A 22,622-nucleotide genomic window follows, 5' to 3' on the forward strand; every position below is an offset into this window, starting at 1 on the left:
GTGATCGGCCAGCAGATTCAGACGTACCTCGACCATCTGGTGGTCGAGCGCGGGTCGGCACCGAACACGGTGTCGTCCTACCGTCGCGATCTGGTGCGGTACGAGCGGTTCCTCAGCGGCTACGGCATCACCGATCTGGCGAAGGTCGCCGAGAACGACATCACCGAGTTCGTGCTCTATCTACGGCGCGGTGACGACGAATTCCCGGCACTCGCAGCGAGTTCGGCGGCCCGGACGTTGATCGCGGTGCGCGGTCTGCACAGGTTTGCGCTCGCGGAGGGGATGGTCGAGCGCAACGTCGCGAGCGAGGTCAAGCCGCCGCAGCCGGCCAAGCGGTTGCCGAAGTCGCTGCCCGTCGATCAGGTGGTTGCACTGCTCGAGTCGGCGTCGATCGCAGGTCCCGATGCCCCACGCGGACTGCGGGATCGGGCCCTGCTGGAACTGCTCTATTCCACCGGGGCTCGTATATCCGAGGCAGTCGGGCTCGACGTCGACGACATCGACACCGAGGCTCGCTCGGTGCTGCTGCGCGGCAAAGGCGGCAAGCACCGCATCGTGCCGGTCGGGCGACCCGCTGTCGAGGCCGTCGACGCCTACCTGGTGCGCGGCCGGCCGGGGCTGGTCTCCCGCTCGAATCCTGCCCTGTTCCTCAACGTTCGGGGCGGCAGGTTGTCTCGACAGAGTGCGTGGCAGGTGTTGCAGGATTCGGCCGTGCGGGCCGGGATCACCGCGGGGGTATCACCGCACGTCCTTCGGCATTCGTTCGCCACTCACCTGCTGGACGGCGGCGCCGACGTCCGCGTCGTGCAGGAGCTGTTGGGGCATGCGTCGGTGACGACGACGCAGATCTACACCCTCGTCACCGTCAATACTCTGCGCGAAGTGTGGGCAGGAGCGCATCCACGGGCCCGGTAGCACGAGGCCGGCTGTCGTGCGTCAGCGTGTCCGGTGACGATGCGCGAGCGTCAAGCGGTAGCGTTTGCGTGAACTACTCGAAGACGAACGGGACAGGGGAGCGCTGGAACGTGTCGACACCGCAGCCGCCAGCGGCGGAGTCAGGCTTGAATCATCCGCATCTCGACGGTGCCCTGTTCCAGACGCGTCAACCGGAATCCAGTCGGGAGACTCACGACATCATTCCCGCGCCGAACGAGCTCGGGCCCACCGGTCGCAAGACCAGGGCCGTCCCCGATCCGCAACCGCTGGCCAGTCACGGCCCGGCCAAGATCATCGCGATGTGTAACCAGAAAGGTGGCGTCGGCAAGACGACGTCGACCATCAATCTCGGTGCCTCGTTGGCCGGCTACGGCCGCCGCGTGCTGCTCGTGGATCTCGACCCGCAGGGCGCACTGTCTGCGGGATTGGGCGTCGCACATCACGAGCTCGATCTGACGGTCTACAACCTCCTCGTCGAAGCGAAGGTCTCCGCCGACGACATCATCATGCGCACTCGCGTCGAGAACCTCGATCTGATGCCCAGCAACATCGATCTCTCCGCAGCCGAGATTCAGTTGGTCACCGAGGTCGGCCGGGAGCAGACACTCGGGCGGGTGCTGCATCCGATTCTCGATCGCTACGACTACGTCCTCATCGATTGCCAGCCGTCGCTCGGTCTGTTGACGGTCAACGCGCTCACGTGTGCCGACGAAGTGCTGATCCCCATGGAGTGCGAGTACTTCAGTCTGCGCGGACTGGCGTTGTTGAACGACACCGTCGAGAAGGTGCGCGATCGGCTCAACCCGAGGCTCACGTTGGCCGGCATCGTGGTGACGATGTTCGACGCCCGCACATTGCACTCGCGTGAGGTGATGACGCGAGTGGTCGAGGTGTTCGGCGACGTCGTCTACGACACGGTGATCACTCGTACGGTTCGGTTCCCGGAAACCAGTGTGGCCGGTGAGCCGATCACCACGTGGGCTCCGAAATCCGGCGGCGCACAGGCGTACCGCGCCCTCGCGCGCGAGGTGATCTACCGGTCGGGTCCGTGACCGTCGACGCTGCCGACGAGGCCCCGATCGAGGTTCCGGCCGACGCGGATCCGTCGAAATTCCGGGTGCGGTTGCTCAACTTCGAGGGTCCGTTCGATCTGCTGCTGTCGTTGATCAGTCAGCATCGAATGGACGTCACCGAAGTGGCGTTGCACACCGTCACCGACGATTTCATCTCGTTCACCAAGTCGCTCGGTGCCGATGTCGGCCTCGACCAGACGACGGAATTCCTCGTCGTCGCCGCGACGCTGCTCGACCTCAAGGCAGCACGGTTGCTGCCCTCGGGCGATGTGGAGGACGCCGAGGATCTTGCGCTGCTCGAAGTTCGAGATCTACTGTTCGCCCGGCTACTTCAATACCGGGCCTACAAGCAGGTCGCTCTGCTGTTCGGTGAACTGGAAGCTGCTGCGCTGCGACGTTATCCGCGATCGGTGTCGGTGGAGGACAGGTACGCCGATCTGATTCCCGAGGTGCTGCTCGGCGTCGACCCGGCCACATTCGCCGACATCGCCGCTGCGGCATTTCGACCCAAACCGATTCCGCAGGTGGGGCTCGATCACATCCATCAGCACGCGGTCTCGATCCCGGAGCAGGCGGCGTGGCTGCTCGACAATCTGCAGGGCCGAGGCCTCAACGAGTGGGCATCGTTCTCGGAGTTGGTGCAGGACTGCGAGGTGCAGGTCGAAATAATCGCGCGATTCCTGGCGTTGCTGGAGCTGTTCCGCCAACAGGTGATCGCGTTCGAACAGCCCGAGCCGCTCGGCGATCTCCGAGTGAGTTGGACCGGTAAGGACGAAGGACCCATCGTGGTCACGGAAGAGGACTACGCATGAGTGTCGACCCGGAGCTCGAGCTCGAGGACGGCGAGAATTCCGAGGAGCTCGACGACGCCACCCTCGCCTCGGCTCTGGAAGCTGTGTTGCTGATCGTCGATACCCCTGCCTCGGACGAGCAACTCGCCTCGGCGGTGGGTGCGTCGGTAGCGCGCGTGCGCGCAACCCTGAACGAGATGGCTGCCGCACTGACCGAACGAACCAGCGGAATAGACCTCCGTTACGCCGGTGACGGATGGCGTTTCTACACCCGAACCGCCTATGCGCCGTACGTCGAGCGGCTGCTTCTGGACGGGGCTCGGTCCAAGCTCACACGCGCGGCATTGGAAACCCTGGCCGTGATCGCATATCGTCAACCGTTGACCCGCGCACGAGTCAGCGCCGTACGTGGAGTCAACGTCGATGGAGTGATGCGTACGTTGCTCGCCCGTGGACTGATCTCCGAAGCAGGAACGGACCCGGAGACGAACGGCACGATGTACTGCACCACCGAGTTGTTCCTCGAACGGCTCGGGCTCGCATCGCTCGGTGATCTACCCGAACTGGCACCGCTGTTGCCGGGTGTGGACCTGATCGACGAGATCAGTGACAGCATGGACACCGACCCGAGAACGACCCGCTCCACCAAGAACCGCGGATCGAAACCCGATCCGGCAGCCGAGCTCGACTCGGACGACTGATAGGTAAGACAAGTGAACAAGCCCGCTCGCCGTGATGGCACACCGGACCGTAACAAGAGACAAGACCCACGCAGGAAGCCGACCGCAGGTAGGTCGGACACTCCGCGTGACGCGCGCCGCGGAGATCGCACCCGCGACGCGGCGCCCCGTGACGGCGCTCCCCGTACCGGAGCCCCTCGCGCTGGCGCCCCTCGTACCGGGGGACCCCGTGCTGGTGCACCCCGCACCGGAGCTCCTCGTGCAGGTGCCCGGCCGGCCCCGCGCAAGGGCGTCGAGCAGGAATCCTTCGATTACAAGCCTGTCGAGACCGGCATCAACGACCGCAGCAACGACGCCGTTCCTCGCAAGAAGCCCTCGCGTCCCAAGCCGCCGAAGCCGCAGAAGAAGCAGGTTCCGTCGACCACGATCAGCAACGCCAAACCGGCGAAGCATCAGCACACCGATTCCTCACCGCGCAAGCACGTACCCGCCGGTGAAGGCGTTCGGTTGCAGAAGGTGCTCGCGCAGGCAGGCGTCGCATCGCGTCGTGCCGCCGAGGAACTGATCGCCGACGGCCGCGTCGAGGTCGACGGACGCATCGTCACCGAACAGGGCATCCGCATCGATCCCAACATCGCTGTGGTCCGCGTCGACGGCACTCGCGTGGTCGTGAAGGAAGAGCTCGTTCACCTCGCGATGAACAAGCCGCGTGGATGGCAGTGCACCATGTCCGACGATCTGGGACGCCCGTGCGTCGGCGACATCGTCTCCGAGCGCGTACAGGCGGGGCAGCGACTGTTCCACGTCGGACGCCTCGATGCCGACACCGAGGGGCTGTTGCTCTTCACCAACGACGGTGATCTTGCTCACCGTCTGATGCACCCGTCGTTCGAGGTCTCCAAGACCTACCTCGCGACGCTGTTCGGCACCATTCCCCGCACTCTGGGCAAGCAGCTGCGTGAAGGCGTGACCCTCGACGACGGCCCGGTGAAGGTCGACGGCTTCCAGCTGCTCGACATCTCGGACGGCAAGTCTCTCGTCAAGGTGACGCTCCACGAGGGCCGCAAGCACATCGTGCGTCGGTTGTTCGACAAGGTCGGCTTCCCCGTCGGACGTCTCGTGCGTACCGATGTCGGCAACATCGTGCTCGGCGATCAGCGTCCAGGAACACTGCGTGTCCTCGGACGCGGCGAGATCGGCAAGCTCTACGAATCCGTGGGCCTGTGATGAGCGCGCTCGTCGTGGCGATGGACGGGCCTTCGGGCACCGGCAAATCGTCGGTATCGCGCAGGCTCGCATCGGCACTCGAAGCAAGCTACCTCGACACCGGTGCGATGTACCGCGTGGCGACGGTGTGGGTGCTGCGCTCGGGCGTCGAGCCCACCGATGCAGACGCTGTCGCGAAAGCTGTTGCAGCACTTCCCCTCGAGATCGGCAAGGACCCGCTGTCCGAGACCGTTTTGCTCGACGGTGAAGACGTCAGCGGCGAAATCCGCGGCGATGCGGTCACCAAGGCCGTCTCTGCCGTGTCCGCAGTGCCTGCGGTGCGCGAGCTCTTGGTGCAGATGCAGCGCGACCTTGCGAGTTCGTCGACGCGAATCGTGGTAGAGGGACGCGACATCGGCACCGTCGTTCTTCCCGACGCCGACGTGAAGGTGTTCCTGACTGCCTCACCGGAAGCGCGGGCACAGCGTCGCAACAAACAGAACATCGAACAGGGTCGCGACGACGACTACGAATCCGTGCTCGCGGACGTGCAACGCCGCGATCACGCAGATTCGACGAGAGCAGTGTCACCGCTTCGTCCCGCCGAGGATTCGGTGATCGTCGATACCAGCGAGCTGGATCTCGACGGCGTGATCGAGCGTTTGCTGCTCGTGGTGAACGACAGAAGTGGAGCAGTCCAGTGAGTGAAGAATTCTTCTCCGGCGCAGCGGAAACCGCGGGCGACGGAACATGGAGTGACGAGGGCGAGTGGGAGTACGTCGACCTCAACGAAGGTGAAGACGGCGAAGATGCCGTAGCCGTACCGACTCTCGCCGTGGTGGGCCGACCGAACGTCGGTAAGTCGACGCTCGTCAACCGCATCATCGGACGACGCGAAGCAGTGGTCGAAGACGTCCCAGGCGTCACCCGCGACCGGGTGTCGTACGAGGCGAACTGGAGTGGTCGACGCTTCCTGGTGCAGGACACCGGCGGTTGGGAACCCGACGCGAAGGGTCTGCAGCAATCCGTTGCGCGCCAGGCCGAGTTGGCGATGAACACCGCCGACGCGATCCTGTTGGTCGTCGACGCGCGAGTCGGTTCGACGACGACGGACGAGGCAGTGGCGCGAGTACTGCGTCGCTCGAAGACTCCGGTTCTGTTGGTGGCCAACAAGGTCGACGACGGCCGCACCGAGTCCGAGGTTGCCGCGCTGTGGTCACTGGGTCTGGGGGAGCCGCTGTCGGTCTCGGCCACCCACGGGCGCGGTACCGGTGATCTGCTCGATCGCGTGCTCGAGGCCTTGCCCGAGACGCCGCGTGAGGGAATTCCCGGTGGGGGACCCAGGCGTGTCGCTCTGGTCGGTAAGCCGAACGTTGGCAAGTCCTCGTTGATCAACAAGCTGTCGGGCGACGAGCGCTCGGTGGTGCACGATGTTGCCGGCACCACCGTCGATCCTGTCGACTCGTTGGTCGAATTGGGCGGCAAGACTTGGCGATTCGTCGATACCGCAGGACTGCGTAAGCGCGTCAGCCATGCCAGCGGTGCCGAGTTCTACGCGTCGCTGCGCACCAAGTCCGCCATCGAGGCCGCCGAGGTCGCGATTCTGCTTCTCGATGCCTCACAGGTGATCTCGGAGCAGGACATGCGTGTGCTGAGCATGGTCTCCGATGCCGGCCGCGCGTTGGTGTTGGCGTTCAACAAGTGGGATCTGGTGGACGACGATCGTCGTCAGCAGCTCGAGAAGGAGATCGATCGTGATCTCGCTCGGGTGCCGTGGGCGCAGCGTGTGAACATCTCGGCACAGACCGGCCGTGCGGTACAGAAGCTCGTACCTGCGCTCGAGACGGCTCTGGAGTCATGGGACAAGCGAGTGCCCACCGGACGCCTCAACACGTGGCTCAAGGAAGTCGTGGCGGCCACACCGCCGCCGATGCGTGGCGGACGTCTGCCGCGCATCATGTTCGCGACGCAGGCCAGCACGCGGCCGCCGACGTTCGTGCTGTTCACCACAGGGTTCCTCGAGGCCGGCTATCGCCGATTCATCGAGCGGCGTCTGCGTGAGGAGTTCAACTTCGACGGCAGCCCCGTGCGTGTATCGGTGCGTATCCGGGAGAAGCGGGAACGGCCGGGCAAGGGCAACAACCGCTGACGTAGTCCGGTACCGCCCCTGAGCAGGCGATTTCCTCTCAGGGGTAGGGCTGGGGTAATCTCAGCAAGCGCCTTTCGAGGCGCGGCGGGCTGTGGCGCAGCTTGGTAGCGCACTTGACTGGGGGTCAAGTGGTCGCAGGTTCAAATCCTGTCAGCCCGACATAGATAGATGCAGGCCAGAGGCGGTTTCGGAGAATTCCGGAGCCGTCTTTTTTGTGTGCGTGCCGCGGGGGTGTCACCAGCCTGTCCGGGTTATCGTCTCGAATTCGTGGGGTATGAACTTGCCGAGGCATGGCGACGCGCGAACTCCGAAAAATTCTGGTGTCGGTGCTCTGTGCGATTCTCCACGGCATGGCGATCTGCATGGCGTGTGAACTGGAAATGCTCGAGTCGGTGGGTTGCACATGGCGGCCTAGTCGAATACCCAATGGACGGAGAAAGTGCCACGACTGCTCTGCGCCGCCGGGAGCACTTCATCACCCAGGCTGTGACGGTGAGCGGTGCCGATGTGGCCAAATGCTCTCGTGCGGCAGCGGATGCGCAGTCGACGAATGCGAGCGTGAAGACGGGCACGACTACATCGGTGGAAGTTGCAGGTGGTGCGGGCAACCGTTCGGGGATCTCCGCCTCGTCAGCGGTCCATGACATCGCCGGTAGGCATCTGGACTGTGCGCTTGCTCAGGTTGAGCCCGAGCTGTACAGGCGCCGACATCCTGCGGTCGGGTGTTGGTCCGAGGGATCACTGATCTAGGGCATCATGGGTCCATGAGCGATCTCGAGTACCTCGCCACTTTGCTTTCCGCGCTCGATGGAGAGATCGCGCGAATCTCTGCCGCCGAATCGGGCTCCGACGAACAGGCATCGGCCATCGACGACGCGGCCGATGCCGTCTTCCGGTTGCGCGAGAAGGTCAAGGCCGGGTACCCCGGCAAGAAGGCCTATTACATCGCGGCGTCGACCGATCCGAATGGGATCAGGGTCGAGGGAATTTCGGCGCTACCCAGCAAACGCGCCCACGAATTGGTTCGAGACGGTGGTTGGATGCATGCGGATTCCAGTACCGTCCTCGAAGCTCTCGATGACGACCGGCTCAGTCGGTACCACGCCATCGCGGGACGCGGTGTTGCGCAGACATTTCGAGACTCACGCGAATATTTGGCAGCGGCAACGGGACTTGCCGACAAGTAGACCTATCGGATCGTCCGTGGACGAAGAGCGAGATCGCTCGTGTACGAGGATCACATACTGAATGCCCCGCTGAAGTCGAGGGGTGAGGCCTCGAGGTGTCGACCGCGGGGAGTGGCGTCGATGAGTTCGCCGTCGTGGACAACAATCTCGCCGCCCACGATCACGGTGACCGGCTTTCCTCGAAGTCGGTGTCCCTCGTACGGGGTGTAGTCGGTCGCCATGTGGAGTGATTCGGTGGTCACCGTCCATTCCAGTTCGGGGTCCCAGATCGCGATGTCGGCGTCGGACCCCGGCATCAGTGAGCCCTTGCGTGGATAGAGGCCATTGGTGCGCGCTGGATTCGCCGAGGTCAACTCCACGAATCTGCTGGCCGTCAGACCCAATCCGTCCACGTAGTGCGAGTAGATCACCGGGAGACGCGTCTCGACTCCGGGGAGTCCGTTGGGCATATGCCGCACGTCGTGGCTGTGCACCTGCTTCTGTGCGGTGTCGTAGCAGCAATGGTCGGAACCGATGGTGGTGACGTGCCCGGTGAACAGGTGACGCCCGAGTTCCTCGACCACCTCGGCCGAGCGCAGCGGTGGGCAGCAGACGAATCCTTCCGGTTGCTCACCCTCGTAGGCCGAGTCGTCGAGGATCAGATGGTGGGCGACCGATTCGGTGAAGGCAACAAGTCCTCGTTTGCGAGCGTCCGCGACCAGTTCGACGGCAGCCGGAGTGGACTGATGCACGAAGTAGACCGGTGCACTCTGTGATTCGGCGATCGCGAGAATGGCTGCGACCGAGGCGGTCTCGGCGAGCTCCGGCCGCGTTTGCGACATGTGTGCGGCATCGACACCGTCCGATGCCGCCGCGAGGTTCTGCGCATCGGTGACGATCGCGTCGGATTCGCAGTGGATGATGACCATTCCGCCGAGGTCGCGAGTGGTCTGCATCGTGTTGAGGATGGTGTGTTCGTTGGCCATCGTCTCACCGGCATAGGTGGTGAACATCTTGACAGTTCGGATGCCGGCGTCGGCCAGCGTCTTCAGTTGGTCGGCCGTAGTGTCGGTCCACTCGACGACGCAGGCGTGCAGAGCCGAATCGCACAGTCCGCTCGACGCTTTCGCGCGCTGTACCTCGGCGGCGTCCAGCGGCTGTTGACCTGGACGGGGGATAGCGAAGTCGATGATCGTGGTGGTGCCGCCGAACACGGCCGCCGTCGTGCACTCCAAATACGAATCGAGCGAGGTGAATTCGCCGGAGGTGAACCCGACGTGGCAGTGAGGATCGACTCCACCCGGCATCACCAGTTTCCCGGTTGCATCGATGACCTCTGCTGCCGCGTCGACCTCGCTCCCTGGGGTGAGCACCGCAACGACTCTGCCGTCGTCGATGAACAGGTCTGCCGGAGCGGCCCAGTGGGATTCGACGACCATCCCACCGCGCACGACCTTCATCGTGTGCTCGCGAGGTAGGCCAGCCATCCGCCGCGGTCACTGATGTCGGTGACACCGGCGGCCGTCAGATGGCTCTCGCGCATTCGCATCGACAGGGAGCCCGAGCCATCCGCCAACTCGATGACCCCGAGTTCGAGTTCCTTCGGTTCCCGGGGTAGGAGCTCGTCGCGCAATACGTCGTACTCGACCTCGTAGAGCTCGCCCGGTACCACGTATCCATCGGTTGTCACCGGGTGCAAACCGGGAAATTCGTTACGCACGGAGAAGAATCGGTATTTCGGTGCGGTATCGATTTTCCCCACGAATCGCGCCTTGTGCAACGCGTCGTTCAGGGTGCCGCCGGACATCGCCTGTCCGTTGACGAACATCGTGACCAGTGCCATTCAAAGCCTTCTTTCAGTGAGCTTGGATTCGGACGAGTCGGTTCGGAGAGAACGCTGTTACGTCTAGTTCTGGTTTCCTACCGTGGACCAGCTCGGTGAGGATGTGTCCCCAGAGCGGTGCGAAGGTGAAGGAGTAGGTGCCGCCTGCCACGAATAGTCCCGGGGCGCCGGCGAGTTCGCCGATGACCGGCATTTCGTCGGGCGTGGTGACCACGGGCCCGGTCCATGTATCGAGGAGCGCATTGTGGCTCAGCGCAGGCAGAAGCCGTCGAACCTGCTCCAGGTTTCCCGTGGTGCTGTCGGATCTGCTCGGGGCCGGCTCGCTGTCGTGGAACGCACCTGCAGGCCAGCCGCCGCCGAGGACGAGGCGTCCCGATCGATTCTGCTTGATCGACATTCCTTCCCCGACGTGCTGTACGAGCACTTCGAGCGTCCGGGGCGCGGCTTTCAGCGCGTGCATTTGCAACGACGTCGGGACGAGTTCGAGCGATATCCCCGCCATCGCGGCGATCGGTGCCATCCACGGACCTGCAACGTCTATCACCACAGGTGCAATCCACGTCCGACCATTGGTGTCGACGGTCCAGACGTCACCGTCGTGGGTCAGTCCGATCACCGGTGTCGACGGGTGTACAGACGCTCCCTCGGCCGCGACCTGTCGCAACAGGGCAGGGGCTGCGAGGTCGGGTTCGGCGAATCCGTCCCACGGGCACCAGGTTGCGGCCTGAATGCTCGGGCCGAGCAGAGGTAGCGCCTGCCGCGCTTCGTCACCGCTCAGTACCTCCGTCGGAATCCCCGCATCGCGTTCCCATCGGTGCTTCGTGATGAGGGCGTGGACCTGCTCTTCGGTCTCGGCCACCATGAAGCCGCCGCACCGGTTCAGCCCGAGACCAGGCACGGTCTCGTCCAGCGTGTTCCACAATGTGCTCGTCGACTTCTGCAACGGAAGTAGCTGTTCGACGTCGACGGCTCGGCCCTGCCCAGGCCTGCGGGTGTGAATCGTCTGGATGTGCAGGTTGCCCGCGGTCGTACCCGAGCCGGCGGTGTTGGGCAGGGTGCGATCGAGTACAGCGACGCGGGATCCCGCGCGGGTGAGGGCGAGAGCCGTTGCTGCGCCGACGATTCCGGCTCCGATGACAACGACGTCGACTTCAGTTCGCATGCACAGCTCCTAAGGTCGCGTAGGCATCGTCGATACTCGATTCGACGATGACCGATTGCAGCGAGGCAAGCGTGTCGGCGTCGGTGACCGGAAGCAGTGGTTCTCGCACAGTGCCTCCTGGTTGACCGAGAAGGTTCATCACGGCCTTCAACTGAGGGATGGGGGAGGCGTAGACGCCGCTGTAGTCCGAGGCGATGAGGCGGCCGGAGAACGCGCGATAACGATCGACCCACATGCGCGCGGTGTCGGCGTCCCGTGCAGCGACGGCCTCGTAGAACGGCACCGCGAAGGGCGCGCCCACCCCACCTCCGTCGATGTTGCCGTCCCCGCCCAGCTCGAGCAGCGTGGCAAGGCCGCGTCGATGCAGAAAACTCCCGAATACACGGACGCGGTCTGACACGGCCTCGACGGTGTCGAGCATGGCGAGCCAATCACCGGTGCTGTCTTTGATCGCGACGACGTTGTCCAGGTCGGCCAGTCGAGAGAACAAGTCGGGTGAGGTTCCCATGTCGACCGCAACGCCCCGTGGCCAGTTGTAGGCCATGAACGGCAATGATGTTGCGGTGCTGACGCTTCGGTAGTACTGGAATGTCTCTTCCGCCGAGGTGTGTACGTAGGGCGGAGGCGTCGCCAGTATGCCGTCCGCGCCGACGGAAGCAGCGTGCTTCGCGAGCGCGGAGGACTGCGCAGCTGTGTACGCGCTGACACCGATCACGACAGGAAAGCGGCCTGCGACTGCATCGATCGATGCTTCCGCGACGGTCTTTCGTTCGTGGTCGCTCTGGCTGAACCATTCGCCTGTGCTGCCGTTCACGAGTACACCGTGAACACCCGTCTGCGCGTAGAGATTCATCAAGTCGAAAATTGCCTCGGTATCGACGGCACCCGACTGCGTGAACGGTGTGGGAGCAGCGGGCCAGTAGCCGGACCACGCGACATCATCGCGATTCATGGGAGTGCCTTTCGGGCTCGGGACGATCGACGACGCGTCGTACCCGCATTTATGGGATCGATTGCATAGACTGCCTTCGGGGTGGTCGAGTCGTCAAGCCGGAAACGTGCTTGTAACGCGACCACGGTCGAATATGTCTGTCCTAGGCGTGAAGCAAGAGAACGGAGAACCGATGGCGGTCACCTTGATCGACGTTGCGAGCGCTGCTGGGGTTTCGCGCAGCACGGCATCACGCGCGTTGAGTGGATCGTCGCTGATCTCGGCGGAGACACGGGCAGCGGTGGAGGATGCGGCCCGGGTTCTCGGGTATCGGCCGAACAGGGCCGCGAGCGCGCTGCGCTCCAACCGGTCGCATTTGATCGGTCTGGTCATGAACAACCTGCTCAACGCGACCTTTCACACTGTCGCCGAGGTCGTCCAAAAGAGGGCAGCAGCCAGTGGATTTCAGGTACTGCTCTGCATCACCGATGCCGATCCGGCGCGCGAGGACGACGTACTGGCCATGCTGGGCGAGCACGGCGTCGACGGAACCATCGTGATCGGCAGCGGTCGAAGTGCTGCGGCGTCGAATGCGCTTCTGGAGCAGGGCCGAGCGGTGGTCAACCTGATCCGTTCGGTGAAGGGGAGCTCTGCGTCGACGGTGCTGGCAGATGACGTAACGGGTGGGCGCGACGCGACAGCGCACCTGATCGAGCTCGGGCACAGTCGTATCGGGTATGTCGGTGGAAACGAGGATGCGACGTCCGGACGTGAGCGCTACGAGGGCTATCGACTGGCGCTGGCCGACGCAGGTATTCCGGTCGACGAGACGATCGTCCGGAAAGGCCCGTTCACCACGGAGTTCGGCGCCGAAGCGATCAATTCGTTACTGGATGCACCCCAGGCGATGACTGCTCTCTACGCGGCCAACCACGAGGCTGTCTTCGGCATCCTGCCCACGCTCGTCGGCAGAGGAGTGTCGGTGCCGGACGAGTTGTCGCTGATCTGCCACGAGGACATGCCGTGGCTCGCGATGTGGCAGCCGGCAATCACAGTCGTCGACAACGGTGCCGCTCAGTTGGCGAATGTGGCAATGGACCTGCTGTTCCAGCAGATCAAGGATTCGCTCGAACCCGATGGGCGCACGTATCGAATCGGTGCTCGTCTGGTGGAGCGGTCGTCGTGTGCCGCACTGTGATCGGTGAGCGCGATCACCTGCGAACGGTTAACAGTTGATGTACCGCGTGTCGGCAGTGTTAACCGCGTTGACGCCTCCGAATTCGTCTGCGACGCTTGATGCAATCGATCCCAAAAGATCGATTCTTCTCGAACAACTCCCTCATCGTCGCTGCCGCCCCGTCCTCGAACGTGTAGTGCTGCAGTCGATATGGAAAGGCTCGCTCAATGCGAAGTTAACAGGAATCGCCGCTATCGCTGTCGTGGTGGCCGGCCTCACTGCCTGTAGTTCCTCGGACGATTCCGTAGCCGCGCCGACGGACTGCACACCCACGCTCGGTGCTTCGGACCTTGCCGAAGAAGGCGTACTGACGATGGCCACCAACGCGACTCTTCCGCCCATGCAGTACGTCGATCCGAACGGCGACTTGATCGGCATGCGTGTCGACCTCGGTAAGGAGATCGCCAAGCGCCTGTGTTTGACGCCGAAGTTCGTCAACATCGAGTTCGAGGCACAGATTCCCGGTGTGCAGGCCGGCCGTTGGGACATGATCGACACCGGAATGTTCTACACGCCTGCACGTGCCGATACGATCGATCTAGTTCCGTACGAGGTGCAGGCAGTCTCGATCTCGGTGCCGTCGGGCAACCCCGAATCGATCTCCAGCGTGGACGACCTGGCGGGCAAGACCATCGGGGTCGAAGCGCCCGGATACGAATTCGACACGCTGACCGCCATGGCCGAGCAGTTTGCGGCCGAAGGAAAGCCGGCACTGACAGTGCAGACATTCAAAACCAATGCCGATGCCTATCAAGCGCTTTCGGCAGGCCAGCTCGACGGCACGTCCATCGTCGAGTCGGTCACGTCGTTCTACCAGGAAGACGGACGATTCGAGACAGCCGTCGGTGGAATCAACGAGGCACCTCTGGCCATGGGATTCGCCAAGGACAGCAAATCCTCTGCAGAGGTTGCGCGTGTGCTGTCGGAGATGAGGAGCGACGGATATCTGCCCGAACTGTTCGAGCAGTACGACGTCACCGGATACGACGGCGATATTGCCGTGAGCACCGGCCCTCTCGAAAGCTGATCCGACCAACGTAAGTCGAAAGGCACCCACATGTGGTCCTGGGACGCATTCTTCTCCATCCTGACGAGCACCCAGCTGCTCGAGGGCGCGTGGGTCACGATCTGGCTCACCATAGTCAGCATGATCCTCGGACTCGCTCTCGCAGTGGTGGTCGCCTCCGCGCGATCATCCAAGCTCGCACCCCTGCGGATAGTCGCCGGGTTCTACGTGTGGCTGATGCGCGGCACGCCTCTACTGGTGCAGTTGGTGATCATCTATACCGGACTTCCTCAGGTCGGCATCAAATTGGGCGTGATCGAGGCGGCACTCGTGGGCCTGGTTCTCAACGAAGCCGCATACCTGTCGGAAATAGTCCGTTCCGGATTGCTCTCGGTTCCGACCGGACAGACCGAAGCGGCACGAGCCCTCGGCATGTCGCCCACGAAGGTCTTCCGCGTGGTGGTTCTCCCACAGGCGCTGCGGGTGATGATTCCTCCACTCGGCAACAGCTTCAACGGGTTGCTCAAGACCACAACTCTGGTGTCGGTCATCTCCGTACAGGAATTGCTGAGGCGGACCCAGTTCCTGGTGCAGGTGAATTTCCGAGTGCTGGAAGGGCTCTGCGCCGCAGCGTTGTACTTCCTGGTGCTGACGACTCTGTGGGGGTTGATTCAGAAGATGATCGAAGTCCGGGTAGGGCGTGGATACGACCGCAATTACCGTCGTAAGGGCGGTCCGTCGAGTCCGAAGCTCGACGACAGCGCAATGAAAGCCGAGGCCGTGAACCGATGACCAGTGCGACGTCTACTACCAGGAAGGCCACGACGATGGTCGAGGTCAGGAAGATGACCAAGGCCTACAACGATCTCGTCGTCCTCGACGACATCGATTTCACGGTGGAGAAAGGGGAAGTGGTCCTGCTGCTCGGGCCGTCGGGAAGTGGAAAGAGCACCTTGCTGCGCACGCTCAACTGTCTCGAGACCATTGAATCCGGGACCGTCCGAGTGTGCGGCGAGATGATGGGCTACTCAGAAGGGGTCAAGCGAACGCCGCTGTCGGAGGCGCAGATCGCCAAGCAGCGGCACCACACAGGAATGGTGTTCCAGAGCTTCAACCTGTTTCCCATGATGACGGCGCTGGACAACGTCGCATCGGGCCCACGTCATGTCCTCGGCACGCAGAAAAACAAGGCGCGCAGGCAAGCTCAGGAACTACTCGACCTCGTCGGCCTTGCAGACAAGGGAGGGAACTATCCGTCACAACTGTCCGGTGGTCAGCAGCAACGCGTGGCGATCGCACGAGCGTTGGCAATGAAGCCCGAAGTGATGTTGTTCGACGAGCCCACCTCTGCCCTCGATCCCGAGATGGTCAACGAGGTGCTCGACGTCATGCTTCGACTCCGAGACGAGGGTATGACGATGGTGGTGGTGAGCCACGAAATGGGCTTCGCGAAAGCGGCCGCAGACCGAGTCGTTTTCATGAGCGACGGGAAGATCGTGGAGGAAGCACCTCCGCGCGAGTTCTTCGACAATCCAAAAAACGCTCGTACACAACAGTTCTTGAGTCGTATCCTCTGACCGGCCCAAGCGGGGCCAACCATGCGTGCCGTAGGCCGAATGAATGAATGTCGGGCGTCTTCGACTCACACCGTCACGCTGTGAATAGGGTGAGCAGTCGGAGTCCGATTTGTCCGACAGGAGCGTGTCAGCGTGAGTTCACCCATTCTCGTCAAGGGTCAGAACATTTCTCTGCCGGACGACGTGACCGAACTGGATGTCATCGTGTCCTGGGTAGACCCGGAGCGAGATCTCGATGCGTCTGCATTGCTGGTGAATTCGAGCGGGCACGTTCGGTCCGATGCAGACTTCGTCTTCTACAACCAGCCGGAGTCCGCGGACGCGACCGTACGCTACCGCGGGAGCAGTAGCACCGACGAAGGCAAACAGGAACGAGTGTCGATCCATCTCGATTCTCTCGCAGCCGAAGTCGAGAAGGTGGTCATCGCGGGTAGCTCCGACGATGTTCCATTGGGTGAATTCGGGAAACTGTCGATGCAGGTGCGGGATCAAGCAGGTTCGGTGCTCGGGGAGTTCCTCACTGCCGATGCGTCGTCGGAACGAGCATTGGTGTTCGGGGAGGTGTACCGACGGAACGGCGTGTGGAAACTACGCGCGGTCGGTCATGGCTGGGAATCCGGATTGGGTGGTTTGGCCCAGGACTTCGGCGTCGACGTCGACGACGGCGAGCCCGAAGCTTCGGCGAATGAAGTTGTCGTGGTCGAGGTCGCCGACTCGCACGTGCTGGCCGTCGATACGACCGGTGAGATCGTCGACGTCTCGGTTGTCGATGTCGAACCGCCGAAACGCGGCGTTCGCACCAAGAAGCCCGTTGCCAAGAAGGTCGCGCCGCCTCAGTTCACCCTGGCCGGGGGAGAGGGGTGGCAGACGGCTCGCCTGTTCTCCGTGTCCGGTGTCGGATCCGGTGAGGAGCAGGAGAAGAGGGCCACCTCGGCGCTGATCGCGACGATGCAGGCGGTTCGTCCGTTCGCTCGCGCAATCTGCGCACATGCCGGAGCGCCGTCCGGTCCCTTCGAGGGATACCTCGAAGTGCATTTCGTCAAGGGCGAGGGCAAGGTCATCCCCGACGGTGTGTTTCGAGTATCGCGCGCGGGCCAAGTGTGGACAGCGTTGCTGGAAGTGAAAACCGGCACCGGCAAGCTACAGAAAGAGCAGCTCGAGAATTACCTCGATGTCGCAAAACGACATAAATACGAGACCGTTCTGAGTTTGTCCAACGACATTCCGGCCTCCGCCGGTGAGCTCCCGGTCCAGGTGAACAAGACCAAGCTGAACAAGGTCTCCCTGCGGCATATCTCCTGGTCCGAGGTCATTCACGAGGCTCGAATGTTGTTGTCGCACGGCGACCTTGCGGATCCACTGCAAGCATGGATTCTGAGCGAATTCGTCCGGTATCTGACGCACCCGAAGTCAGGCGCGACGGAGTTCGTCGACATGGGTCGCCACTGGGTTGCAGTTCGCGACTCGGTCACCGCAGGAACGCTTCGCTCCGGCGATGTGAAGGCCTTGTCGGTGGCGAATACATGGGCGTCGCTGTCCAGGCACCTGGCCTTGCGGATGACTGCCGATCTCGGCGTTCCGGTGAAGCATCACCTCCCGAGGAAGTTCAGCGGAGATCCCCAGGCGCGCAACGAGTACATCGTCGAGCAACTCGTTGCCTCCGGTTGTCTCTCGGCCACATTGCGCATTCCTGATGCCGCCGGAGATGTCACTGTCGAAGCGGACCTGCGTACCAACAAGATTCAGTGCAGCACCGCTATCGACGCGCCGACCGACGGGACCGCGCTCCGACGAGCATCATGGCTGCTCAAGCAATTGAAGAACGCTCCTGCCGACATCCTGGTCGAAGCCGTGTTCGCAGACCCAGGCGAAATATCCTGCGAGAACTTGGCGACAGTGCGCTCGGACACCAAATCGTTGACCGCAGGCCGGATCAGCGAACTGCAGTACTTCACGCTGACGTCACCGACCAAGATGGGTAGCAAGCGCTCGGGATCGGCGGCCAGCTTCATCGGTAGCGTGACCGACGGTCTCGACGCCTTCTATCGGGATGTGGTGCAGCCTTTGAAGCCATGGGTCCCTTCGGCACCGGAATCGGTCTCGATCGAGAATTCAGGCGACTCGGCTGTGACCTCGTATTGAGCTCGGTCCAGGACTGCAGATGGAGATGCGCGGAGCCACTTCACGGCTTTCCCCGGAATCCGAGTCGATATGAAATACGCTGCGCGCCATCGATCAATGCCGCTGCCAGCTCGTCTTGGCGTGGTTGGGTGAAGTTCGCCAGAAAGCCTCCGAAACTCAATGCCGCTACAGGCCGGCCTGTGCGGTCGAAGATGCATGCGCCGAGGGCTGCGACGCCCGGGGTGACGTCCTCGAGGCTGATGGCATACCCACGAGCACGCGTCTCGGCCAACACCTGACGGAGGTGTTCTTCGGGGACGGGCTTTCCCGACGGCGTGGCAAGCGGTCCAGTCGCAAGTACGCGTGAGAGGAATGTGTCTTCGAGTTCGGCCAACAAGGCCAACGGCGCACCGCCGATGAACAACGGTAGCGATCGCCCGACCGACAGTGACATGACGCGTACCGGACGGCTGCTCTCGATCAGATCGAGACATACGGCTCGGGCACCGTCCGGCACCACGAGGTAGACGTTCTCGTCGTACTGTGCGGCCAGATCGGACATGACGTGACTGGCCTCGGTCCGAAGGTCGAAGCTGCCGAGCACGCTCGATGCCAGCTCGAATACGCGCAAGGTCATCTTGTAGCCACCGGATGCGGTTCGTTCGATCCAACCGGTGAGCTCGAGAGTGTCGAGGATGCGATACGTCGTCGTGCGTGTGTACCCGCACCGTTCGACGAGATCCTGAATGGACAGCTCAGGCGACTCGCGATCGAACGATTCCAAGATCCTCGTCGCCTTGACCACCGACGCGATGTGGTTTTTCGGGTCGATTTCGAGTTCTGTCGGTGCAGGCATGAATTCCCCCAGTGTGACCGTTGACACTTCGATGACCTTGTGAGACCGTACTTTCGGATTCCGGACAGACTATCCGGAATCCGGACAGTTTCGCAAGTGTTCGGTGATGGGACCGCCCAACCGGTGGTCGACGCTCATTGAGGAGCCTGATGACGGCCGCTGCAAGTCACCCCGTCGATTTCGACGGATCGGATCAACCCCGCTCGAAGGTGGACGTGACCGATGGTTGGCACATTCACCTCGGTGCCAGTACCCGGTTCGATCGAGTTGTTCGTGCGTCGATCCGATCCTCGACGACTGGGTCGGGCCTGAAGGAGTTCGATTCCTTCGTTCGGCGTTTCGCTCCTTCCACCTACGACGGCGCGCGGATACGCGCCGTGATTGCAACCCACCTGGCAGGTAACTCGCCGATCGCATACCGAGCCGCATCGACGACCGATGCGGGAATCCTTGTCGGTGCGTCGTACAAGACCACCATCGACGAAATTCTCGGAGCAGTGTGGGAAGGGTGCCTATCGGCAGTCGTCGACGACGCCGCGCGTGCGGGCGTCACCGATCCGGTGCATCTGGTGTGCGAGCATCCCACCGCCGACTCGGTTGCAATGGTCCTCACTCACGGTGTCGCTGCGAGAGCGAGTTTCGCCGCCTCGATGCGCACAGCTATCGACGGCCTTCATCAGGTGGTGTCCGATGTCTGACTCTCCGCCGCCCACTGTGCTCGTCGGTGTCGACAAGGGCACCAGTTCGATCAAGGCCATCGCGGTGGATGCGTTCACGGGAATGGTGCTGGCGGAATCCGGGTGTCCGACGCCGTCTGTCCGCACCGGTAGCGACCGTCACGAGGAAGACTGTGACAAGACCTGGGAAACTACTGCCCGAACCATTGCCGAAGTAGTGGACCGACTGCCCGCCGATACGCGTTTTCTGGCGGTAGGGGTGACCGGGCACATGGGTGGACTATGGGCGCTCGATGATGGAGGGACCCCGGTCGGAAACGCCATTTGTTGGCCTGACGCGCGAGCAGCTGACGTTCTCGACGACGTGATCGACCGAGACTCCGAGGGAACGTTGTACTCGCTCGGCGGAAACGCGATGATCCCGGGCATGCCCTACCCGCTGCTTGCTTGGTTGAAAATGCATGAGCCGCAGAGGTACTCGCGCATCTCGACCGTGTTCATGGCGAAGGACTACGTGAATTATCGACTCACCGGTGTGATCGCCACCGAGGAGTCCGATCTGTCCTTCTGGCCGTGCGACCTGGCAGCGCGATCGACATCCGGTTACATATTCGAAGCGTTCGGTATTCCGGAGGCCGAAAAATTCGTTCCCTCCGTACTGTCGAGCTCTTCGGTCATGGGCCGTGTCACGCCCGAAGCATCCGCGATGACTGGACTTCCGGTGGGGACGGTTGTCGCTGCCGGTTGCGGCGACGCGACGGCGAATATGATCGGCGTCGGCGCGCAGGGGGACGGCCAAGCCACCACGACGCTCGGCACCAGCCTGATGAACGGCACGTCGAGCGCGCAACCGCTGTTCGACCCGCCCGGAGTGGGTTTCAGCTTCCTGATGCCCGAAGGTCGCTGGCAGCGTCAGATCACCAACTCCGGTGGCGGAACACTCTGCCTGGATTGGGTCGTGGAGACTTTCTGCAGCGACTTGGCGGACGAGATCAAACGCGGTGAGAGCTCGTTCGGAGCTGTTGTCGCGGACGCCGCCGCACGCACAGAGCCCGGGAACGACGGGTTGATCTTCCACCCCTATCTCAACACTGCCGGAGCCACAGCACCGTTCGTCAACGTGCAGGCGCGAGGTAGCTTCGTCGGATTCGGTATGGACACCACAGTGGACAACCTGATCCGTGGCGTACTGGAAGGAACCGCTCTCTCCATCCGTCACTGCTACGAGGCGATGCCGACCGACATCACCGAAATTCGACTCACCGGAGGCGGAGCGCGCAGCGCCGCCTGGTGTCAGATCATCTCCGACGTCTTGCAGAAGCAGATGACAGTGCCCGATGTCTCCGAGTCAGGTGCACTCGGAGCCGCCATGCTGGGCGGGGTAGCGGTCGGACACTATCGCGATATTGCCCACGCCACAGCGACACTCGTGCGGGACGGCGCTGTGTACAGCCCCGACCCGGACACCGCCTCCACCTACGACGACATGTTTCGTACCTATCGAGCTCTGCTCGGGCCGCTCGAGCCCGTCTGGGCCGCGCAATTCACTTTCGCCCATTCACAACAGGAGACTTCATGATCGTCAGAACCGTTCTGGGAGATATCGATCCGGCGGAACTCGGACAGACCTTGTGTCACGAGCACCTGTTCACGAACCCGCCGGCGTGGGCCACGCACGAGGACTCGGACATGGTGTTGCACAACGTGGACAACGCGGTGAGCGAACTCGACGACTTCATGGCGGTCGGCGGCGGTGCCGTGATCGAGATGACCACGGCGGACTACGGGCGAAACGCAGAGAAGCTGCTGGCCGCCGCCAGCCGTACCGCTGTCCATGTGGTGTCCGCGTCGGGCTATCAGAAGGGTATCTACTACCCGGATTCCGTAGAGACCGAGAGTGTCGACGAGTTGGCGCAGAGGTTCGTCGAGGACGTCACCGTCGGGATCGACGGAACCACGGCACGTGCCGGCGTCATCAAGTACGGGACCTGCCGAACCGACCGCATTCGGGACGACGAGGAGAAGGTCCAAAAAGCAACGGCGCAAGCCCATCTCGCAACCGGTGCGCCGATCTCCACGCACTGCCAGGCGGGAACGCTCGGCACTGTCCAGGTGGCCGGTTTCGAGGATCACGGCGTCGATCCGAATCGAGTGCTGATCGGGCACGTCGACCGGAATCTCGATTACGACTACATCCGTACGCTCGCCGGGACCGGGGTATGGCTCGGCTTCGATCACTGGACCAAGCCGAAGTACCCATCGGACGACATACGAATCTCGTTCGTGGAGAAACTGTTCGACGAGGGATTCACCAAGATCATGGTGTCCGGTGACCTCGGTCGTCCCAGCTATCAGCCGAGCTACGGGGGAACCCCCGGCTTTGCCGGGTTGACCACGCAGGTGCAGGGGCGGATGAACGACAAACTGATCCACCAGCTCTTCGTCGTCAATCCATCGCAGTTTTTCGCGTTCGAACCGGTCGGGAGCCGATAGTGGCCGCCGATACGCAGGGTGACAGCGGAATCCTGTTCGACTTCGACGGCACGCTGGTCGACTCGGGCGCTGCGATAGTCGCTGCTTACCGCAGCACGTTCGAGGAGCAGTTGGGGGTCTCGCTGCCCGCCGAGTTGGAGGACCCGCACGTACTGATGGCCCCGCGCCCGATGGAGGTGTTCGCAACGTGGTCGGATGGTGATCCGGAGGAGCTCGTTGCTGCATATGGTGCCCACTACATCGGTGGGGCGTACCGGCACGTGAGACCGTACGAAGGAACTCTAGATTTGTTCTCCGAATTAGCAACCAGCGGAACGAAATTCGGTATAGTTACCAACAAGTCGCGGCAACGATTGCTACTCGATCTCGAGTGGGTGGGAATCGACCCGGCTTCGCTCAGCTGCATCGTCACAGCCGATGATTCGATACAACGCAAACCGGATCCGACCCCGATCCACCTCGGAGTCGAACGGTCGGGTATCGACCCGACCGGTTCCTGGTACGTCGGCGACGGTCCGCAGGACATTCTTGCCGGGAGAGCCGCCGGCCTGCGCACTGCGGGCGCGAACTACGGCTACTACGGCCCCCACATGCTTTCGGAATACGCGCCTGATCTCTCGCTGGAGGCTCCTCTCGACGCCCTCGGCCTCCTCTCGACACCCCACCCCCCAACATCTAGTCGGACACAACCGATGAGGTTGTGACAGAACGGAATCCG

The 22,622-nt window shown here is 62.7% G+C and carries 22 protein-coding genes and 1 tRNA gene; 18 read left to right on the plus strand and 5 right to left on the minus strand.

What is annotated here, in order from left to right:
- The 9 genes from xerD to NY08_RS04185 all read left to right on the plus strand — a co-directional run bounded on the left by xerD (position 1) and on the right by NY08_RS04185 (position 8,022).
- Positions 1 to 915, plus strand: coding sequence for a site-specific tyrosine recombinase XerD (xerD, locus tag NY08_RS04140; RefSeq protein WP_032398193.1), 915 nt, complete (start codon positions 1 to 3; stop codon positions 913 to 915).
- A 146-nt stretch (positions 916 to 1,061) separates the two neighbouring features.
- A complete protein-coding gene (locus NY08_RS04145; protein WP_371828399.1) occupies positions 1,062 to 1,988 on the plus strand; it encodes a ParA family protein in 927 nt (308 codons plus the stop codon).
- On the plus strand, positions 1,985 to 2,821 hold the full coding sequence (locus tag NY08_RS04150) for a segregation and condensation protein A (protein ID WP_032398191.1): 837 nt from the start codon (positions 1,985 to 1,987) through the stop codon (positions 2,819 to 2,821). The genes NY08_RS04145 and NY08_RS04150 overlap by 4 nt, the downstream gene beginning before the upstream one ends.
- The gene (gene scpB, locus NY08_RS04155) at positions 2,818 to 3,501 is read left to right on the plus strand and encodes an SMC-Scp complex subunit ScpB (protein ID WP_045195024.1); all 684 of its coding nucleotides are present in this window, start codon (positions 2,818 to 2,820) and stop codon (positions 3,499 to 3,501) included. The genes NY08_RS04150 and scpB overlap by 4 nt, the downstream gene beginning before the upstream one ends.
- Before the next feature lie 12 nt (positions 3,502 to 3,513).
- Positions 3,514 to 4,707, plus strand: a complete 1,194-nt coding sequence (locus NY08_RS04160) for a pseudouridine synthase (RefSeq protein WP_082073686.1) — start codon at positions 3,514 to 3,516, stop codon at positions 4,705 to 4,707.
- A complete protein-coding gene (gene cmk / locus NY08_RS04165) occupies positions 4,707 to 5,390 on the plus strand; it encodes a (d)CMP kinase (RefSeq protein ID WP_032398189.1) in 684 nt (227 codons plus the stop codon). Before NY08_RS04160 ends, cmk begins: the two co-directional genes overlap by 1 nt.
- Positions 5,387 to 6,835, plus strand: a complete 1,449-nt coding sequence (gene der, locus NY08_RS04170; RefSeq protein ID WP_032398188.1) for a ribosome biogenesis GTPase Der — start codon at positions 5,387 to 5,389, stop codon at positions 6,833 to 6,835. Before cmk ends, der begins: the two co-directional genes overlap by 4 nt.
- 85 nt (positions 6,836 to 6,920) lie before the next feature.
- Positions 6,921 to 6,994 (plus strand) — tRNA-Pro (locus NY08_RS04175).
- A 605-nt stretch (positions 6,995 to 7,599) separates the two neighbouring features.
- A complete protein-coding gene (locus NY08_RS04185; RefSeq protein ID WP_045195027.1) occupies positions 7,600 to 8,022 on the plus strand; it encodes a hypothetical protein in 423 nt (140 codons plus the stop codon).
- Between the two features lie 50 nt (positions 8,023 to 8,072).
- On the opposite strand, the gene hydA is transcribed toward NY08_RS04185, so the two are convergent.
- The 4 genes from hydA to NY08_RS04205 are packed head-to-tail and all read right to left on the minus strand — an operon-like array spanning position 8,073 to position 11,958.
- Positions 8,073 to 9,461, minus strand: a complete 1,389-nt coding sequence (gene hydA / locus NY08_RS04190; RefSeq protein WP_045199694.1) for a dihydropyrimidinase — start codon at positions 9,459 to 9,461, stop codon at positions 8,073 to 8,075.
- On the minus strand, positions 9,458 to 9,844 hold the full coding sequence (locus NY08_RS04195) for an allophanate hydrolase-related protein (RefSeq protein WP_032398172.1): 387 nt from the start codon (positions 9,842 to 9,844) through the stop codon (positions 9,458 to 9,460). The genes hydA and NY08_RS04195 overlap by 4 nt, the downstream gene beginning before the upstream one ends.
- A 13-nt stretch (positions 9,845 to 9,857) precedes the next feature.
- Positions 9,858 to 11,006, minus strand: a complete 1,149-nt coding sequence (locus NY08_RS04200; RefSeq protein ID WP_045195030.1) for an NAD(P)/FAD-dependent oxidoreductase — start codon at positions 11,004 to 11,006, stop codon at positions 9,858 to 9,860.
- Complete coding sequence (locus NY08_RS04205) at positions 10,996 to 11,958, minus strand: dihydrodipicolinate synthase family protein (protein ID WP_045195032.1); 963 nt, start codon at positions 11,956 to 11,958, stop codon at positions 10,996 to 10,998. Before NY08_RS04205 ends, NY08_RS04200 begins: the two co-directional genes overlap by 11 nt.
- A gap of 172 nt (positions 11,959 to 12,130) precedes the next feature.
- Here NY08_RS04205 and NY08_RS04210 point away from each other — a divergent pair, with 172 nt between their 5' ends.
- The 5 genes from NY08_RS04210 (at position 12,131) to NY08_RS04230 (ending at position 17,899) form a co-directional block, all read left to right on the plus strand.
- The gene (locus tag NY08_RS04210) at positions 12,131 to 13,135 is read left to right on the plus strand and encodes a LacI family DNA-binding transcriptional regulator (protein WP_045199696.1); all 1,005 of its coding nucleotides are present in this window, start codon (positions 12,131 to 12,133) and stop codon (positions 13,133 to 13,135) included.
- 37 nt (positions 13,136 to 13,172) lie between these two features.
- Positions 13,173 to 14,201: an ABC transporter substrate-binding protein gene (locus NY08_RS04215; protein ID WP_235387097.1), complete on the plus strand. Its 1,029-nt coding sequence runs from the start codon at positions 13,173 to 13,175 to the stop codon at positions 14,199 to 14,201.
- Between the two features lie 30 nt (positions 14,202 to 14,231).
- Positions 14,232 to 14,972: an amino acid ABC transporter permease gene (locus NY08_RS04220; RefSeq protein WP_045195034.1), complete on the plus strand. Its 741-nt coding sequence runs from the start codon at positions 14,232 to 14,234 to the stop codon at positions 14,970 to 14,972.
- A 35-nt stretch (positions 14,973 to 15,007) separates the two neighbouring features.
- Positions 15,008 to 15,757 (plus strand): amino acid ABC transporter ATP-binding protein, encoded by a 750-nt coding sequence (locus tag NY08_RS04225; RefSeq protein WP_045195036.1) that lies wholly within the window; start codon positions 15,008 to 15,010, stop codon positions 15,755 to 15,757.
- Between the two features lie 132 nt (positions 15,758 to 15,889).
- A complete protein-coding gene (locus tag NY08_RS04230) occupies positions 15,890 to 17,899 on the plus strand; it encodes a TerD family protein (RefSeq protein ID WP_045195037.1) in 2,010 nt (669 codons plus the stop codon).
- Positions 17,900 to 17,939: 40 nt separating this feature from the next.
- Here the strand turns inward: NY08_RS04230 and NY08_RS04235 are convergent, their stop codons facing one another.
- The gene (locus NY08_RS04235) at positions 17,940 to 18,734 is read right to left on the minus strand and encodes an IclR family transcriptional regulator (protein ID WP_045195040.1); all 795 of its coding nucleotides are present in this window, start codon (positions 18,732 to 18,734) and stop codon (positions 17,940 to 17,942) included.
- Positions 18,735 to 18,883: 149 nt separating this feature from the next.
- On the opposite strand from NY08_RS04235, the gene NY08_RS04240 reads away from it, so the two are divergent.
- Genes NY08_RS04240 through NY08_RS04255 form a run of 4 tightly spaced genes read left to right on the plus strand, consistent with a single transcriptional unit; the run spans position 18,884 to position 22,608 of the window.
- Entirely contained in the window at positions 18,884 to 19,432 is a 549-nt protein-coding gene (locus tag NY08_RS04240; protein ID WP_045195042.1) for a hypothetical protein, read from the plus strand.
- Complete coding sequence (locus NY08_RS04245; RefSeq protein WP_045195044.1) at positions 19,425 to 20,990, plus strand: FGGY-family carbohydrate kinase; 1,566 nt, start codon at positions 19,425 to 19,427, stop codon at positions 20,988 to 20,990. Before NY08_RS04240 ends, NY08_RS04245 begins: the two co-directional genes overlap by 8 nt.
- Positions 20,987 to 21,904 carry a phosphotriesterase family protein gene (locus NY08_RS04250; RefSeq protein WP_045195046.1) on the plus strand — a complete coding sequence of 306 codons (918 nt, stop codon included), beginning with the start codon at positions 20,987 to 20,989 and terminating at the stop codon, positions 21,902 to 21,904. The genes NY08_RS04245 and NY08_RS04250 overlap by 4 nt, the downstream gene beginning before the upstream one ends.
- The gene (locus NY08_RS04255) at positions 21,904 to 22,608 is read left to right on the plus strand and encodes an HAD family hydrolase (protein WP_235387098.1); all 705 of its coding nucleotides are present in this window, start codon (positions 21,904 to 21,906) and stop codon (positions 22,606 to 22,608) included. The genes NY08_RS04250 and NY08_RS04255 overlap by 1 nt, the downstream gene beginning before the upstream one ends.
- Positions 22,609 to 22,622 lie beyond the last annotated feature (14 nt).

Source organism: Rhodococcus sp. B7740 (assembly GCF_000954115.1).
In the GTDB taxonomy this organism is placed as follows: Bacteria; Actinomycetota; Actinomycetes; order Mycobacteriales; family Mycobacteriaceae; genus Rhodococcoides.

What these genes read in the sequence shown, in the direction of transcription:
- NY08_RS04220 (WP_045195034.1), top strand. Translation starts at nt 14,232, where the DNA reads ATGTGGTCCTGGGACGCATTCTTCTCCATCCTGACGAGCACCCAGCTG.
- NY08_RS04215 (WP_235387097.1), top strand. Translation starts at nt 13,173, where the DNA reads ATGTACCGCGTGTCGGCAGTGTTAACCGCGTTGACGCCTCCGAATTCG.
- NY08_RS04185 (WP_045195027.1), top strand. Translation starts at nt 7,600, where the DNA reads ATGAGCGATCTCGAGTACCTCGCCACTTTGCTTTCCGCGCTCGATGGA.
- NY08_RS04240 (WP_045195042.1), top strand. Translation starts at nt 18,884, where the DNA reads ATGACGGCCGCTGCAAGTCACCCCGTCGATTTCGACGGATCGGATCAA.
- NY08_RS04250 (WP_045195046.1), top strand. Translation starts at nt 20,987, where the DNA reads ATGATCGTCAGAACCGTTCTGGGAGATATCGATCCGGCGGAACTCGGA.
- NY08_RS04210 (WP_045199696.1), top strand. Translation starts at nt 12,131, where the DNA reads ATGGCGGTCACCTTGATCGACGTTGCGAGCGCTGCTGGGGTTTCGCGC.
- NY08_RS04235 (WP_045195040.1), bottom strand. Translation starts at nt 18,734, where the DNA reads ATGCCTGCACCGACAGAACTCGAAATCGACCCGAAAAACCACATCGCG.
- NY08_RS04200 (WP_045195030.1), bottom strand. Translation starts at nt 11,006, where the DNA reads ATGCGAACTGAAGTCGACGTCGTTGTCATCGGAGCCGGAATCGTCGGC.
- NY08_RS04225 (WP_045195036.1), top strand. Translation starts at nt 15,008, where the DNA reads ATGGTCGAGGTCAGGAAGATGACCAAGGCCTACAACGATCTCGTCGTC.
- scpB (WP_045195024.1), top strand. Translation starts at nt 2,818, where the DNA reads ATGAGTGTCGACCCGGAGCTCGAGCTCGAGGACGGCGAGAATTCCGAG.
- NY08_RS04245 (WP_045195044.1), top strand. Translation starts at nt 19,425, where the DNA reads ATGTCTGACTCTCCGCCGCCCACTGTGCTCGTCGGTGTCGACAAGGGC.
- NY08_RS04195 (WP_032398172.1), bottom strand. Translation starts at nt 9,844, where the DNA reads ATGGCACTGGTCACGATGTTCGTCAACGGACAGGCGATGTCCGGCGGC.
- cmk (WP_032398189.1), top strand. Translation starts at nt 4,707, where the DNA reads ATGAGCGCGCTCGTCGTGGCGATGGACGGGCCTTCGGGCACCGGCAAA.
- hydA (WP_045199694.1), bottom strand. Translation starts at nt 9,461, where the DNA reads ATGAAGGTCGTGCGCGGTGGGATGGTCGTCGAATCCCACTGGGCCGCT.
- NY08_RS04205 (WP_045195032.1), bottom strand. Translation starts at nt 11,958, where the DNA reads ATGAATCGCGATGATGTCGCGTGGTCCGGCTACTGGCCCGCTGCTCCC.